Source organism: Oceanobacillus sp. B139/18 (assembly GCF_055524595.1).
In genome coordinates this window covers 168,359-184,926 of the sequence record NZ_JBVFXI010000003.1, presented here as the reverse complement: position 1 = coordinate 184,926, position 16,568 = coordinate 168,359, and the positions used below count along the sequence as shown (strand labels likewise).

Annotated in this window: 13 protein-coding genes and 1 other RNA gene; 12 read left to right on the top strand and 2 right to left on the bottom strand. The window is 41.0% G+C overall.

Annotation, left to right across the window (positions count from 1 at the left end):
* Nucleotides 1-29 precede the first annotated feature (29 nt).
* The 3 genes from rnr to ssrA all read left to right on the top strand — a co-directional run bounded on the left by rnr (nucleotide 30) and on the right by ssrA (nucleotide 3,464).
* Nucleotides 30-2,297 carry a ribonuclease R gene (rnr, locus tag ACZSMY_RS11335; protein ID WP_465147787.1) on the top strand — a complete coding sequence of 756 codons (2,268 nt, stop codon included), beginning with the start codon at nucleotides 30-32 and terminating at the stop codon, nucleotides 2,295-2,297.
* A 183-nt stretch (nucleotides 2,298-2,480) separates the two neighbouring features.
* Nucleotides 2,481-2,948, top strand: a complete 468-nt coding sequence (gene smpB, locus ACZSMY_RS11330; protein ID WP_040978930.1) for an SsrA-binding protein SmpB — start codon at nucleotides 2,481-2,483, stop codon at nucleotides 2,946-2,948.
* A 152-nt stretch (nucleotides 2,949-3,100) separates the two neighbouring features.
* Nucleotides 3,101-3,464, top strand: a transfer-messenger RNA (tmRNA) gene (gene ssrA / locus ACZSMY_RS11325).
* A 284-nt stretch (nucleotides 3,465-3,748) separates the two neighbouring features.
* Here the strand turns inward: ssrA and ACZSMY_RS11320 are convergent.
* Both ACZSMY_RS11320 and ACZSMY_RS11315 read right to left on the bottom strand, forming a co-directional pair.
* The gene (locus ACZSMY_RS11320) at nucleotides 3,749-5,062 is read right to left on the bottom strand and encodes an LLM class flavin-dependent oxidoreductase (protein WP_465147845.1); all 1,314 of its coding nucleotides are present in this window, start codon (nucleotides 5,060-5,062) and stop codon (nucleotides 3,749-3,751) included.
* A gap of 226 nt (nucleotides 5,063-5,288) precedes the next feature.
* A complete protein-coding gene (locus ACZSMY_RS11315; protein WP_042530441.1) occupies nucleotides 5,289-6,218 on the bottom strand; it encodes a DUF3592 domain-containing protein in 930 nt (309 codons plus the stop codon).
* Between the two features lie 299 nt (nucleotides 6,219-6,517).
* On the opposite strand from ACZSMY_RS11315, the gene ACZSMY_RS11310 reads away from it, so the two are divergent.
* From ACZSMY_RS11310 to ACZSMY_RS11270, 9 genes are all read left to right on the top strand, one after another.
* The gene (locus ACZSMY_RS11310; protein ID WP_042530443.1) at nucleotides 6,518-7,171 is read left to right on the top strand and encodes a GntR family transcriptional regulator; all 654 of its coding nucleotides are present in this window, start codon (nucleotides 6,518-6,520) and stop codon (nucleotides 7,169-7,171) included.
* Between the two features lie 309 nt (nucleotides 7,172-7,480).
* Complete coding sequence (locus ACZSMY_RS11305) at nucleotides 7,481-8,599, top strand: zinc-binding dehydrogenase (protein ID WP_084612858.1); 1,119 nt, start codon at nucleotides 7,481-7,483, stop codon at nucleotides 8,597-8,599.
* A 100-nt stretch (nucleotides 8,600-8,699) separates the two neighbouring features.
* Nucleotides 8,700-9,533 (top strand): AhlS family quorum-quenching N-acyl homoserine lactonase, encoded by an 834-nt coding sequence (ahlS, locus tag ACZSMY_RS11300; protein ID WP_042530445.1) that lies wholly within the window; start codon nucleotides 8,700-8,702, stop codon nucleotides 9,531-9,533.
* A gap of 87 nt (nucleotides 9,534-9,620) precedes the next feature.
* Nucleotides 9,621-11,066 (top strand): aldehyde dehydrogenase family protein, encoded by a 1,446-nt coding sequence (locus ACZSMY_RS11295; protein ID WP_042530447.1) that lies wholly within the window; start codon nucleotides 9,621-9,623, stop codon nucleotides 11,064-11,066.
* Nucleotides 11,067-11,162: 96 nt separating this feature from the next.
* Nucleotides 11,163-12,287: a zinc-dependent alcohol dehydrogenase family protein gene (locus ACZSMY_RS11290; RefSeq protein ID WP_042530449.1), complete on the top strand. Its 1,125-nt coding sequence runs from the start codon at nucleotides 11,163-11,165 to the stop codon at nucleotides 12,285-12,287.
* A 395-nt stretch (nucleotides 12,288-12,682) separates the two neighbouring features.
* The gene (locus ACZSMY_RS11285; protein WP_052484925.1) at nucleotides 12,683-13,534 is read left to right on the top strand and encodes an HpcH/HpaI aldolase/citrate lyase family protein; all 852 of its coding nucleotides are present in this window, start codon (nucleotides 12,683-12,685) and stop codon (nucleotides 13,532-13,534) included.
* A gap of 33 nt (nucleotides 13,535-13,567) precedes the next feature.
* A complete protein-coding gene (locus tag ACZSMY_RS11280) occupies nucleotides 13,568-14,719 on the top strand; it encodes a CaiB/BaiF CoA transferase family protein (protein WP_332094376.1) in 1,152 nt (383 codons plus the stop codon).
* An 18-nt stretch (nucleotides 14,720-14,737) separates the two neighbouring features.
* Nucleotides 14,738-15,265, top strand: coding sequence for a MaoC family dehydratase (locus tag ACZSMY_RS11275; protein ID WP_193063515.1), 528 nt, complete (start codon nucleotides 14,738-14,740; stop codon nucleotides 15,263-15,265).
* A gap of 65 nt (nucleotides 15,266-15,330) precedes the next feature.
* Nucleotides 15,331-16,530: an acyl-CoA dehydrogenase family protein gene (locus ACZSMY_RS11270; protein ID WP_465147786.1), complete on the top strand. Its 1,200-nt coding sequence runs from the start codon at nucleotides 15,331-15,333 to the stop codon at nucleotides 16,528-16,530.
* Nucleotides 16,531-16,568: the final 38 nt, after the last annotated feature.

Sequence of the window (16,568 nt, the reverse complement as noted above, 5' to 3'; positions counted from 1 at the left end):
GAAAGATAAACAGAAAGAAGGTGAACGTTATGAAAGAACGCATTTTAGATTATATTAAAGAGAACAGCACGAAACCCTTGTCTGTCCAAGAATTAGAAGAGGCGCTGGCTTTAGAAAACGCAGAGGCGTTTAAGGAGCTGGTTGTCGCTTTAAATGAACTGGAATTAGAGGGAGACCTTGTCCGTACCAGAAAAAATCGATTTGGACTGCCGGATAAAATGAATTTGGTCAAAGGAACTCTCCAAATGCATGCCAAGGGCTTTGCTTTTCTGATTCCGGAAGATGAAGACCAAACAGATGTGTATATCCATGCAAATGATATGGGCTCTGCCATGAATAAGGATAAAGTGCTCGTCCGCCTGGAAAAAAAGGATACGGAGGACACGCGCCCAGAAGGAAAGGTTATTCGTATTCTGGAACGTGCAGTCGTCACCGTAGTCGGTACATTTGAAGATAATCGTTCCTTTGGATTTGTTATCGCGGATGACAAGCGGATTCCAAATGATATTTTTATTTCTAAAGGACATACCCATGGAGCGATTGACGGTCATAAAGTACTCGCCCGCATTACCAAATATCCGGAGGGAAGAAAAAGTGCAGAAGGAGAAATTATCCAGATTCTTGGTCATAAAAATGATCCGGGAATTGATATTCTCTCCATTATTTATAAGCATGGAATCCCGATTGATTTTCCAGAAGAAGTTATCGAGCAGGCAAATAAAGTTCCTGAAGAAATTGACCCAGATGATATCCAAGGGAGAAAGGATCTGCGTGATGAGGTCGTCGTTACGATTGACGGCGCAGATGCCAAGGACTTAGATGATGCGGTAAGCGTCAAACGTCTTGAGAATGGAAATTACCAGCTTGGAGTCTATATTGCTGATGTCAGTCATTATGTGGAAGAAGGTACGCCACTGGATAAGGAAGCCTTTGAGCGGGGAACAAGTGTTTATTTAGTTGACCGTGTGATTCCGATGATTCCTCACCGCTTATCAAATGGGATATGCTCGCTTAATCCCCAGGTGGACAGACTGACACTTGGCTGTCAGATGGAAATCAATACGAGCGGACAAGTCGTTAACCATGAAATTTTCCAAAGTGTGATTAATTCAAATGAACGAATGACTTATTCGGATGTGAACAAGATTTTAGTCGACAAGGACGAAGAGCTGCGCCAAAAATATGAGCCGCTTGTTCCAATGTTTGAGAATATGGAAGAGCTGGCAGCTATTTTACGCGGGAAACGCTTTGGACGCGGCGCCATTGACTTTGATTTTAAAGAAGCAAAGGTGCTTGTCGATGAAAAAGGCCATCCAACCGATGTGGTTATTCGTGAGCGCTCTGTCGGAGAAAAATTAATTGAAGAATTTATGCTGGCAGCGAATGAAACAATTGCAGAGCATTTCCATTGGATGGATGTCCCATTTATCCACCGTATCCATGAGGAGCCGGATGAAGGGAAGCTGGAGAAATTCTATGAATTCTTAGCTGGTCTGGGCATTTCTGTCAAAGGAACGGCTAACGAGGTTCATCCGCAGCAGCTGCAAAAGGTATTAGAATCAATTAAAGATGACCCTGAGGAAATGATTGTATCTAAATTAATGCTGCGTTCGATGCAGCAGGCAAAATATTCTCCGCAAAGTGTGGGTCACTTTGGCCTGGCAACGGATTTTTATACCCATTTCACGTCGCCAATCCGTCGTTACCCAGATTTGATTGTGCACCGGTTAATCCGCACTTATTTGATTGAGAAGAAAATCGGTAAGAAAACGATGATGCACTGGAAGGACAGAATGCCGGAAATCGCCCGTCATACTTCTGAAATGGAACGCCGGGCAGTCGATGCAGAGCGTGATACCGATAATATGAAGAAAGCAGAATTTATGAAAGATAAAATCGGCGAAGAATTTACTGGTATTATCAGCTCGGTAACGAATTTTGGCATGTTTGTGGAACTGGAAAATACGGTAGAAGGACTGGTTCATGTCAGCTATTTGACAGATGATTATTATCATTATGATGAACGCAGTCAGGCGATGATCGGCGAGCGGACGGCCAAAGTATTCCGCGTCGGCGATGAGGTCGATATTAAAGTGGCTGATGTAAACTTAGAAGAATACACGGTCGACTTCGAATTGACATCCTTAGGTTCTCCGCGCCGGAAGGAAAGAAAGCAGAAGCCCGCAGGAAGAGTTATCCAATCTCCTGGAAAGAACAACGAAAAATCCAAAAGCAAGCCAAAAGGCAAAGGCAAAGCAAAACCCAAAAACAAGAAAAAGAATAAACCGAAACGATAGAATCTCTTTCAGGAGATTTTATCGTTTTTTTCGCACAGCGATAGAAACGTTTTAATTATGTGAAAGCTTTGAGATAAGGCGTATTTTTTGGTAAACTATAATGAGGATTCATTCATGGAGAAATGAATTTCTTTTTGAGTGAATAAGAACTTTTCAAAGTTCGATGGAAGAGGATGATTTCAAATGCCAAAAGGAAATGGAAAAACCATTGCACAAAATAAAAAAGCTTCCCACGATTATTTTATTGAAGAAACCTACGAGGCAGGCATTGTCCTGCAGGGGACAGAAATCAAGTCTATTCGGAATGGCAGAGTAAATATTAAGGACGCCCATGCGCGAATCGACAGAAAAGGGGAAGTGCAATTAGTGAACCTGCATATTGCCGAATATGAGCAGGGGAACCGGTATAATCACGACCCGACCCGTTCAAGAAAGCTGCTGCTTCATCGGAAGGAAATTGATAAATTAATCGGCTTAACCCAGCAGCAGGGCTATGCATTAGTTCCATTAAAGATTTATATTAAAAATGGCTATGCAAAAGTATTAATTGGTCTTGGAAGAGGGAAAAAGAAATACGACAAGCGTGAAGACCTGAAACGTAAACAAATGAAACGGGATGTGGACAGGGCCATTAAAGATCATATGCGGTAATCCGGAGCATACTTGACAATTAGGTATGGTTTGTTATAATGAAAGGTACCCTATTCGTGGTATGCTGTGAAGAAAACAGCTGCTATCAGGATAGCAGGGTACAGTTGAATAATTTAAGTTTGCTTAATTATTCCCTGTGTTTTTTATGATACGGGGACGTTACGGATTCGACAGGGATAGATTGAGCTCAAGTTGCACGTCGAGGTTACGGCTCGTAAAACGTTACGCCTAAATATAACTGGCAAAGAAAACAATCAACCTGTTTTAGCAGCTGCGTAAGTAGCCTAAAACGATCCTTCCTGCCATCGCCCGTGTGGCAGATTGAAGGGTCTCAAATGAAGCGGGCTATACTGCTATCCACCGTCTGAGGATGGGCAGAAGAACTGAATCAGACTAGCTCCATGGAAGCCTGTTGGCAGGCCGACATGTGAGCGAATGATAATATACCAACTAAGCGTGTAGATACTTGAGTGGCGATATCTCTGGACGAGGGTTCGACTCCCTCCGTCTCCATTTTAGTTTTATCGACTAGTTTCATGAAGTGTCAAAATCCTTGATAATAGGGTTTTGGCACTTTTTATTTTAATAATAAACAGTGAGCATGCTGAATTCTATCCACAGTCATTTTCTTTAAATTGCCCTCTATGAGCGTGAAGTATATAAAGGGGAAGACAAGCACAGTGTATCTGCCTATATCTTCCTCTTTATTCCAATTTATTTATAAATCTGTTTTGCTTCTTCATTCATTAAACGCGTAAAAAAGCAGTGTTACAAATGAAGCATCGAATATAAATCTACCCTTATCTGGAAATAACTGTCATAGAATAGTGTCTTGGAATACGTAGTCCAAGATTTTCACGCAATGTATTTGCTTCATAGTTCTTTCGAAAAAGGCCCCGTTCCTGCAGAATAGGCACAACCGCATCAATAAAGTCTCCCAGATAACTTGGCAAATTAGCAATAATGATAAATCCATCAGTCGCACGTGATTCAAACCATTCTTCCATCAGGTCCGCTACTTTTTCAGGCGTTCCCATAAAAAGCGGCCGAGGTGTTGCTTCACGTAAAGCTACTTCACGCAGCGTAAGGCTTTCCTCGATTGCCTCCCGCTTGATTCGGTCTGTATCACTTCTAAAACTGTTCTTCCCTAGATCTCCGACATCAGGGAAGAGTTCGTCTAGCGGATATGTTGAAAAATCATGAAATTCAAACAGTCTGCTGAGAAATGCCAGTGCCTGGTCTATCTCTACTAAACGAGCGAGTTCTTGATATTTTGCCTCAGCTTCCTTATCTGTTTTGCCAATAATAGGTGAGATTCCTTGCATGACAAACACATCTTCTGGATTTCTTCCATATTGTTCGACGCGCTGTTTCAAATCATGGTAATAGTTTTGAGCTTTTGTTATAGATGGGATGATTGCAAATACGGTATCCGCTTTTTTCGCTGCTAAATCCTTCCCATCAGCAGAAGAGCCTGCCTGAAAAATCACTGGTTCACCTTGTCTAGAGCGGCCGATATTCAACGGCCCTTTAACCGAGAAAAACTCTCCAGCATGGTTTAATTCATGCATTTTTTCCTTATACATAAATATTCCTGTTTCTTTATCCCTTATAAACGCGTCATCTTCCCAGCTTTTCCATAACCCTTGCATCACATCGATATATTCTGATGCCTTTCTATAACGCGCCGCATGATCAGGATGATCTTTTACCTCTTGGCTAAAATTCAAGGCTGTTTTTTCAAGGCCTGATGTGACCACATTCCAGCCCGCTCTGCCACCGCTGATCATATCCAGAGAGGCAAACTGGCGTGCTGCTGAAAAAGGCTCGCTATAGGTTGTTGATAATGTGCCAACCAATCCAATATGTGAGGTAACAGCTGCCAGCGCAGATAAAATCGTAAGCGGCTCGAAACGATTCAAATAATGTGGATTAGAATGCTCATTAATGTGTAACGCATCCGCAATAAAAACAAAATCAAATTTACCTTCTTCAGCCTTTTGCGCCTGTTCTATATAAAATTTAAGGCTGACACTTGCATCTGACGGTAGCTCAGGATGTCTCCAATCAGACATTTTTTCTCCTACACCATGAATCATCGTCCCCATTTTCATTTGTCGTTGCACTTATCTTCTCCCCTTCCATTTATTTGTGACGTGATTCACAAATAAATACGAATTTATTGATATAAGCGTAAATTGATTAAAACTACTGTCCTGGCAGTTGAGTATAGATAGGATTACGCTTTATTATACAATAAAAAAATCAAAGGGAGAAGTATTTGCAGAATGACTTGATAAAGCTGGCTAACCAGCCTTGTCAAGTTATTCCATGCAAGTCTCAAATTGTATTATGAAGCGCAGTATCCTTCTCTTGCTGCCGTTTTTTCTTTTTACGCCATCCTCTAATCATGGCAAATACGGAAAATAAATAAAAGCCGATAAAAAAAGTATATAAATTCAAAAAGGCAGGCCAGATTTCGTTGGCACTTTTCGTAGCGATAAAGGTATCATCTGCGTTATTATTACGATAAATCAGTGGAATGCTTTCGCCTAAATCATATTTATTATATGTCGTACCGGTGACTGCTTTTTTGGTTATGTAATCGTTCCCTTCTTGATCTTGAAAATGAAGGAATAGCTCATATGTTGTGTAAGAAGCACCTCTTTGTGATCGTGTTTCATTATGGTCTCCGCCTAAAACAGTCGCTGTTACTTCTGTTTGATTCCATGGATTTATTTTATGAAAAATATTTGTTGTTATTAGTGCAATGAGAATTAACCCTGTCAGAAGATAGAGCCCTAAAAGCGTTAAAAGGCTTGTCATAAATATTTTTTGCACGATGTTTTTATAGGCCAGCTTATTTTTAATAAATGTTGTATTTTTCAGTAAGCCAGCACCAAAGATGAACACAACTAGATATAAAGCAATAAGAATCGGAATCCCTAATAGTTTTTCAAACTGAATGTCTTTTTCTGTTACAAAGGTATCTTTGTTTTTCATGTATCCAGAAATCGTATCTCCTGCTTCAATCGATTCAAATTGCTCTTTAGATACGGTGCTTGGCCGATCTGAATTGGAGACAAGGATTTCATAACGCGGGTATAAATACAATCCTTTTTTGCTGTATTTTAATTCAATCGTTTCTTCCACTGGTTCATCTTTAATAGTGCTGCTGAAATGGATATACAGCCATGTAAAACCGATTGTTATGAAAAGAAATGTGATCAAAACAAAAATACTTTTAGAATTAGTTGGTATTTCGCCCATATCTCCGCCTCTCTTTCTGTAACTATAATAATCTACTAATCATAACATAAATTTCCTTGGTATTTGGGAAAGTGTGGGAATTTTTCGTTGAGTATTATTGGAGATTAAGATGCTCTGTTAAGATTTTCTGATATGTACGAGAACGAAGATTTCACAGTGGAAAACTTAATCGTTGTTTCATTTCTTTTATTTAATTTTAGTTTAGTAAATTTTTAAAAAAGTAAAATCTTTTATTTAGATTCTTCATTTGCTATAATATGTGGATACAATATTCAAAATGGAGAATAGGAGATAAGCTTATGCCTGATCATATAAATTTAGAAATCGGTGATAGAGAAATGCTGCATAATCGTGTATGCAGTGTGTTACGGCAAGCAATCCTTAAAGGAGACTTTAAACCGGGAGAACGTTTGGTGCAAACCGAGCTTGCTTCACTTATTGGGGTAAGTCGTATGCCAATTAGAGAGGCGCTTCGAACATTAGAGCTGGAGGGACTTATTACCATGGAGCCGCATAAGGGAGCGGTCGTCCGGGAGATAAAGAAAGCGGATATTCAAGAGATATATGAATTACGCTCCGTTCTAGAAGCGTTGGCATTAAAGAAAAGTATGGAGCATTTTACCCAAGCAGATCTCAAAACCTTATCGGAATTTCATCAATCGATGCTGAATACTGCATCCAATGAAGCCTATGTCGAAAATAATGCGAAATTTCATAAAGTGTTGATCAGCCGTTGTGACAGCTCCCGCTTAGTAAGCTTTATTGATACCATTTCCATGGGCTTTGCATTGGATACGCCGCAAATCATTCCCGGTCAAATTCAAAAATCAAATAAAGAACATGCGACGATTTTAGAAGCAATTGAAAACGGAGATGCTGAAAAGGCTTCGGACGCACTTGCAAAGCACATTCAACGGACTGGGGAAGAGCTGCTTGCTATATTGGAGAAATAAAATAACAACATTTATAAAAGCATGAAATCAGAGCCATTAATAGATTCAAAGAGTGGAGAATATCAGAGAGGATAAACTTCACTCTTTTTTGTATTCAAAGAGAATCGTTTGCCATAGAGTAAAATAAAAACAAAAAATTCAAAAGATAGTTTACAAATCAAATAATATATCATAGAATTTAATTGTATCCAAAGTTACAATATCCAAAAAGTTTTGTTGTTTGTAAATGAAAGCGCTTCAAAAAATGGAATACCTGTTTTATTAGCAGTTATGAAGTAAATTCATCTATTACAAAGGAGGATATGAATAATGGGACAGGAATCGGAGGAGCAATACGGAAGAGTAGCTGTGATGGAAGAGCCGGAAAAGTTAAGCTATAAGGAATATAAGCTTCCAAAGGTAGAGAAAGGAGCGGTTTTATTAAAGGTACGGCGGTCCAATATCTGTGGTTCTGAATTGCATATATGGAAAGGGCTGCATCCGACGAAGAAACGGGGCGTGCTCGGGCATGAAATGGTTGGGGAAGTATATGCGCTTGGAGAAGGCGTGGAAACGGATTATGCAGGCAGTCCCGTAAAAATAGGTGACCGTATTGTTTCCGCCTATTATATTACGTGTCTAAAATGCGCTGCCTGCCGGGAGGGACACTTTCATTTATGTGAGCATGCCTATGATTTCTGGAATATGCAGCCAGAGGCAATGCCGCATTTCCATGGTACATTCGCGTCCCATTATTATATTCATCCGAATCAGTATTTTTATAAAGTCCCTGACGATGTATCCGATGCCGCAGCTGCAAGTGCCAACTGTGCCTTATCGCAGGTTTATTTTGGCTTAGATAAGTCTGGTATTTCCTTTAATCAATCGATTGTCATTCAAGGGGCTGGAGGACTTGGTTTAAATGCGGCAGCTGTTGCAAAAGAACGGGGAGCAACGGTGATTGTGATAGATGGAGTAGAGAGCAGATTACAGCAGGCAAAGAAATTTGGAGCGGATTATACAATAAATATAAATGACTATGAGACGGTGGAAGACCGAACGAATGCTATTTTAGATTTAACCAATGGAATAGGAGCTGATGTTGCTTTAGAAGTCGCCGGCGTTCCTGCCGCCTTTGCAGAAGGTATCCACTTTATCAGACCAGGAGGTAAATATGTCACGATTGGAAATATAACACCTGGAAAGCTGGTCGAGTTTGATCCAGGTCTGCTAACCAGAAAATCGATTCAGATTATCCCTGTTGTCAGGTATAACCCTTGGTATTTAAGTAAGGCTCTGCTATTTCTTTCACAGACAAAGGATATATATCCTTTTGATAAATTGCTGGATGCCGCGTTTACATTAGAAGATATTAAAACAGCATTGGATAAATCGGCAGCAAGAGAGGTAACGAGAGGAACCATTATTATGGGTGGTGATAGCGGCTAAATATAAATGTACTGCTGGGTTATGCGTCTGGATTTTGGTTTTAACAGTCAACAGAATCAGGTGAGAAATAAAAATCTATTTAACACATGGAGGGTGACTTATGAGTAAACCAAAGTTATTTGTTTTGGACACAGGCACCATGAAAATGGATAAAAATTATATGATTGCCATGCACAATCCGGCAAGCGTGGATAATCCCAGTCCGCCAGCCGAGTTTGTGGAATTTCCAGTATATGCAGTGTTAATTGATCATCCGGAAGGTAAAATCCTGTTTGACACGGGATGTAATCCGGACGGTATGGGAGAAGAGGGGCGCTGGCCGGAGGGCGTGCAAAAAATGTTTCCGTCCTTTCAGGATGAATCCTGCTATTTAATCAACCGGTTAGAACAATTGAACACCCGCCCGGAGGATATTAAATATGTAGTTGCTTCGCATTTACATTTAGACCATGCAGGGTGTTTGGAATTATTTACAAATGCAACCATTATCGTCCATGACACAGAGCTCTCGAAAACCATGAAGCAGTATGCGATGACCAAAGACATGGGAGCTTACATTTGGGCAGATATCAATGCCTGGATTACCAATGATTTAAAATGGAAAACGGTTATGCCGAATGAAGATGAACTGGAGCTGGCGAAAGGGGTTAAAATTCTGAACTTTGGTCCCGGACATGCATGGGGCTTGCTTGGCCTGCATGTAGAATTACCGGGTGAGGGAGGAATTATTTTAGCTTCCGATGCAGTCTATACCTCGGAAAGCTTTGGTCCTCCTGTAAAGCCGCCAGGAATTATTTATGATTCAATCGGATATTTAAATGCGGTAGAAAAAATTAGAAAATATGCGGAAAGGACAAATTCTCAGGTCTGGTTTGGGCATGATGCCAAGCAATTTAGGGAGTTTGTAAAATCGACAGAAGGATTTTATGAGTAATCGATAATCAGAATAAACAGCCTTATGACCTGTATGCAGCAACGTCATGAGGCTTGTTTATGAAAGCATGGCAAGGAGGGGACGACGATGATTGATATCCATGAAAATATTACCGGGTCCATCATTAATGGAGAAGAAAGAAATGGAGAAAGAGAAGAACTGGCTGTAACCAATCCATATAATGGGGAGGTTATTGGAAAAATAGCATGTGCAACCACAGAGGATGTGCATGACGCCATTGATACTGCACAGCAGACTTTTGTTCAAATTATGAAGAAGATGCCGGCACATGAACGCTCTGCTATTTTGCGGAAAGCTGCTGAACGCTTGGAAGAACAAGAAGGAGCATTTGCTGATATATTGACGCTGGAGGCTGGGAAACCAATCAACGAAAGCCGCGGGGAGGTTATTCGGGCGATTCAAGTGCTGCGCTTTGCATCAGAAGGGGCAAAGTCGATTTATGGTGAACAGATTCCAATGGATAGTGCCATCGGCGGAGAACATCAAATCGGGATCACAAAGCGTGTACCGCTAGGGGTAGTTGCAGCAATTACTCCCTTTAACTTTCCATTAAATCTTGCGCTTCATAAGATTGCACCTGCCATAGCAGCCGGGAATACAGTCGTTCTTAAACCAGCAGAAAAAACACCGTTATCTTCGATGATGCTTTATCACGTATTGGAAGAGGCAGGGCTGCCGAAAGGGGCGTTGAATATTGTGATGGGGCCGGGACAGCAGCTTGTAGAACCGCTGGTAACCCATAAGGATGTAAAAAAAGTGACGTTTACGGGAAGCGGAGCAGTCGGCTGGAAAATTCACGAAATGGCGAAAAAGAAAAAAGTAACACTTGAATTAGGATCCAATGCTCCCAATATTATTTTTGAGGATGGGGATTTAGATATTGCTGTCCAATCCATCCTGCAAGGCGGTTATACCTTTGCCGGTCAGGCATGTGTTTCTGCACAGAGGGTGTATGTCCACGACAGTGTCTATCAGGCATTTACAGAAAAATTAGTTGCAGCAGCAGAAGCTCTAAAGCTTGGCGATCCACGTGAAGAGTCGACAGAATTAGGCCCGATGATTACAGAAGAAGCAGCAGAACGGGCACAGTCGTGGATAGAAGAAGCTGTGGCACAAGGCGCGGCATTATTAACCGGAGGACATCGAAAAGGAGCAGTTTTAGAGCCGACAATCATTGGAAGCACTACTCCCAATATGAAGGTCGTTTGCATGGAAGTCTTTGCTCCAATTGTAAGTGTCATTCCCTTTTCTACGGAAGAAGAAGTCGTTGCCTATGCAAATGATACGGATTTAGGGCTGCATGCCGGCGTATTTACACGTGATATCAACCGTGCCATGCGTATGGCGGATGCCATTGAAACAGGAGGAGTCTGGATTAATGAAGTATCCGTCAGGCGTTATGACCATATGCCATACGGAGGCATCAAAGATAGCGGGATTGGAAAAGAAGGAATTAAATATGCGATAGAAGACATGCTGGATACAAAATTTGTTGGTATAAAGCTCTATTGATTTTAGTATTTATGATTGGCTTATCAATACCCGCGGATGCATCGAACAACTATATAATGTTCTAATTTACAAAAATAGAATGAGGGGTAGATAATCATGAATGTGAAAACAGCAGTGTTACGAACCTCTGGAGCTGAAACACCCTATGCAGAAAGCAAACCAATTAAAATTGAAACGGTCGAATTAGATGCTCCAGAATTAGGAGAAGTATTGATTCAAATAAAAGCGGCCAGCCTTTGTCACTCTGATTTATCGGTTATTAACGGCAGCAGACCAAGACCATTGCCGATGGCGCTGGGGCATGAAGCGTCCGGTGTTGTTGTAGAAGCAGGAGAAGGGGTAACAGATTTAGAAGCAGGGGATCATATCGTCTGTGTCTTCGTCCCCAGCTGTGGCCACTGTATCCCTTGTAAGGAAGGCCGTCCGGCATTATGTGAACCTGGAGCGGAATCCAATACAGCAGGAACCTTGATTGGCGGAGGAATTCGCATGCACGAAAAGGAAGAAACCATCCATCATCATGTTGGCGTATCCGCTTTTGCCGAATATGCCGTCGTATCAAGAAATTCATTAATTAAAGTCCCTAAAGAGATTCCTTTTGAGAAACTAGCACTATTTGGTTGTGCTGTGATTACCGGCGTGGGTGCTGTTGTCAATACGGCTAATATTAAATTAGGGAGTACTGTTGCGATTATTGGTCTTGGAGGAATTGGATTAAGTGCTTTGCTGGGAGCAATCTCTGCAGGTGCGAGCAGAGTGGTTGCTGTAGATATCAATGAATCCAAATTAAAACAAGCGAAGGAGCTGGGTGCAACGGATACATTTAATTCGAAGGACCCTGATGTCATCGAACAGATCCGTGAAGCAACGAATGGTGGACTGGATTTTGCATTTGAAACTGCTGGAGCCGTTCCGGCGATGGAGGTGGCTTATGGAATAACAAAACGCGGCGGAACGACAGTTACAACAGGATTACCGCATCCGGACCATCATTTTTCCTTTCCGTATGTGAGTTTAACTGCAGAAGAAAAAAGTATTAAAGGATCCTATGTAGGAAGCTGTGTTCCAGATCGGGATATTCCGAATTATATTCGCTTATTTAATCAAGGGAGGCTGCCGGTTGATAAATTGCTTACTGATATTATTAAGCTGGAAGAGATAAATGAAGGATTTGATAAGCTGGCGAAAGGGGAGTCATCCAGAATTATTATTAAGATATAATGAAGTTTCCATAAAACGAAACTTCATTCAGTGGGAGTTTTTGTTCTTCTCCGTGGTAAAAAGGTTGTCATTAAAAAAATCTATTTAGTTTATCGCATATATCATGATAAAAGCAGGGACAGAAGCAGCGTTAAAGGATAGATGAACGAAAAAGTTTAACTCTGTTCTGTCCCGTATACATAATCAGACTTGAATTTCTTATTGCTGAAAATTACAGGTATGCTTGAATAAGAGAGTATAGGGAGTCGTTAACATAGACTTAAATTTTAAAAAAATCAAAAAATACATTTACAGAAAGCATTGTATATATTATTATTAAATTGTATCCAATATCCAATCTGGAAAATGCTTATTTATTAGTTCCCATGAAACATACGTGGAAAGGAGAGATTCTGATGTACAGATCTTGGCTATTTGTTCCGGGGAATCAAGAAAAAAATCTGAACAAAGTAAAGGATTTGCAGGCCGATGTGATTATTTATGATTTGGAAGATGCTGTACCAGTGAATGAAAAAGTAATAGCCAGACAAAAAGTGAAAGAAGCAATTTGTAAGATAAGTCACCAAGTGAATTTTGTACGTGTGAATGATTTAACTACACCCTATTTTATAGAAGACTTAGATGGAATTATCGCAGAGAATCTTTCTGGAATCGTTCTGCCTAAAGTGAATAATCAACACGATATTATCATCGCAGCTTATTTGCTTGGACAAATGGAGGAAAAGTATGGTTTAGAACAAGGCTCGCTTGCTATCGTACCATTAATTGAAACCGCTTCCGGAATTCAGAATGTCCAAGAAATCGTCTGTGCGAGTAATCGGATTTTATGTCTCTGTTTCGGAGCGGAGGATTTTATGCTTGACCTTCATATCGATGCAGGGGAAATGGGAGAAAATTTAATGTATGCCCGAACACAGCTGGTGATTGCTTCCAAAGCGGCGGGAAAAGAACCGCCGGTTGATTCTGTTTTTGTCGATTTTAAAGATGAAGCAGGATTAGAAAAGGAAACGGAACGTGCAAAGTGTGCTGGATTCCAAGGGAAGCTGCTTATTCATCCAAAACAAATTGCGCCTGTACATCATGCTTTTTCACCTACACGTGAGCAGGTGAAAGAAGCAGAAAAAATTATTGCTTTGTATGGAGAATCTTTAAAAAATGGAAAAGGTGCGCTTGAGATAGATGGAAAGATGATTGACGCTCCCGTGGTTGAACGGGCAAGAAAGGTACTATCACATGCTGACATGTAATGAACGAATGTTTTTGAAATGGGGGAGAAGGATATGTTGCCATTAGAAGGAATCACCGTTGTTGCTTTAGAGCAGGCAATCGCCGCTCCATTTGCTACGAGGCAATTGGCAGATTTAGGAGCGAGAGTCATTAAAATAGAAAGACCGGATGTCGGGGACTTTGCCAGGGGCTATGATTCTACGGTGAATGGAATGTCCAGCCATTTTGTTTGGTGCAACCGTTCAAAAGAGTCAATGGAGCTTGATTTGAAATCAGATGAAGGAAAAGAGATACTTAGCAGTTTAATAGAAAAAGCGGATGTATTGATTCAAAATTTAGCTCCTGGAGCAATTGAAAGAATGGGCTTTGCACCGGAAGAGTTAACTGCGAAGCATCCCGAATTGATTGTGTGCAGTATATCAGGATATGGAAAAGGCGGTACTTATGAGCAGAAGAAAGCATATGACCTCTTGGTTCAATGTGAGGCGGGACTTGTTTCAATAACTGGCAGTGAAGAAACACCGTCAAAAGCGGGGATTTCAATCGCGGATATTGCTGCTGGAATGTATGCCTATACGGGCGTTCTGACTGCTTTATTTAATCGGATGAAAACAGGAAAAGGAACTGTTATGGAGGTATCGATGCTTGAAGCACTTGGCGAGTGGATGGGCTATCCTGCTTATTATGCGGCATATGGCGGAAAAGAGCCTCAACGGTCCGGAGCCAGCCACGCAACGATTTATCCGTATGGACCATTTCTATGCGGAGATAACAAAACTGTATTTATCGGATTACAAAATGAAAGAGAATGGAAGCGCTTTTGCGAGTTTGTTTTAGAAGATTCCGCTTTAAGTGAAGACGCTAGATTTATTACAAATACGGATCGGTCAACAAACAAAGACGAATTAAAACAGATTATTGAAGCAAAGTTTGAAGCATTTACATCCGATCAAATTATTGAAAGGGTAGAAGAGGCCAAAATAGCCAATGCACGGTTAAATACGATGAAGGATTTCTTCGCGCATCCACAGCTGACAGCACGTAAGCGTTGGAAGCAGGTCCAGACACCGCAAGGAGAAATTGCTGCACTAAAACCGCCGGTGACTATGGCTGGAATAGATTATGTGATGAATCCGATACCAGACCTTGGCGAGCATACCGAAGCTATTTTAGAAGAGCTGGGATTGGCACAATCAAAAATATAATAAAATGGAGGAATAACAATGAGTATAAAGGAAGGCTGGAAAGGCAGATTTTATGAGGATTTTGAAGTAGGAGATATTTATTCGCATCCATTAGGAAGAACGGTAACAAAAACAGATAATATTTATATGACCTTATTGACACAGAATACAAACCCGATTCATTTTGATGATTATTATTCGGAGCAGACTGAATTTGGAAAACCGCTAGTCGATTCTACATTTACCATAGCTTTGGTAACAGGACAGTCTGTGACGGATCTCTCCCAGAATGCCATGGCAAACTTAGGCTGGGATGAAGTTCGTCTGCCTAATCCGGTGTTTGAGGGAGATACGATTTATTCCTATTCGGAAGTGCAGGATAAACGTGAATCGAAATCCCGGCCCAATGTTGGCATTGTCAATGTTAAAACAAGCGGTTATAACCAAAGGGGAGAAGTTGTGATTACATTTAAACGAACATTTATGATTTATAAAAAGGATTCTGCCCCGATAAGGGAGAATAAATTATTGGAACAGGTACTGGAAAAAGAACTGCAAAACAAATAGTAAGTATGGAGAAATAGAACAGCTGCGTTTCGATAGTGTGTAAAAGTATAAAGGAGATGTTCGGAATGATTGATGCAAAACAAACAGATAAGCCGATTCAATTGAATGAAACAGAACGACAAGAATTAAGAGAATCTGTACGTGAATTATGCGAATCTTTCGGAAACGCTTATTGGAGAAAATTAGATGTCCCTCATGAATACCCGCATGAATTTGTAGATGCCTTAACCAAAGAAGGCTATTTATCCGTATTGATTCCTCAGGAGTATGGCGGAAAAGGATATGGGATTGCTGAAGCAACCATTATTTTGGAAGAAATCCATCGGGCCGGCGGGCATGCAGCTGCTTGTCATGCGCAGATGTATACGATGGGAGCATTATTAAGACATGGAAGCCCGGATCAGAAGGAAAGATACTTGCCTGGGATTGCCAAAGGAGAACTTCGGTTACAGGCTTTTTCCATAACCGAGCCGGAAGCAGGATCGAATACGACCGGAATCAAAACCTTCGCTGAAAAAACAGAGGACGGCTACGTGATTACGGGCCATAAAAACTGGACCAGCCGTGTTTTACAATCTGATTTAATACTCGTATTAGCCAGAACAACGCCACTCGGGCAGGTAGATAAAAAATCAAATGGAATCAGCCTCTTTTTAGTCGATTTACGTGAAGTCAGAGAAAATCAGCCCGATTCCTTTGTCGTTGAACCTGTGCGTACCATGTTCAACTACGCCACCAATAAGGTATGGTATAAGGAGATGAAGGTTCCGCATGACTGTATTATCGGGGAAGAAGGAAAAGGTTTTAAATACGTACTTGACGGGATGAATGCAGAACGAATTCTGCTTGCTGCAGAAACGATTGGAGACGGTTACTTTTTCATTGATAAAGCGGTAGATTATGCAAACGAACGGGAAGTCTTTGACAGAAAAATCGGCCAGAATCAGGGTGTTCAATTTCCGATTGCACGTGCCTATGCATCTATTAAAGCAGCTGATCTCCTGCGTTATGAAGCTGCAGAAAAATTTGATTCCGGCGAAGTCTGCGGAGAAGAAGCCAATATGGCAAAGCTCTTGTCCAGTGAAGCAAGCTGGGAAGCAGCAAATGTTTGCATCAATACATTCGGAGGAAACGGTTTTGTTGATGAATATGATGTCGAGCGTAAATTCAGGGAGACGCGGATGTATCAGGTAGCCCCGGTGAACAATAATCTGATTCTCGCTTACCTTGGACAGCATGTGCTTGGAATGCCGAGGTCATATTAACCCCTTTTTTTGAATAGTAAGTGTGATAAATAAAAAAG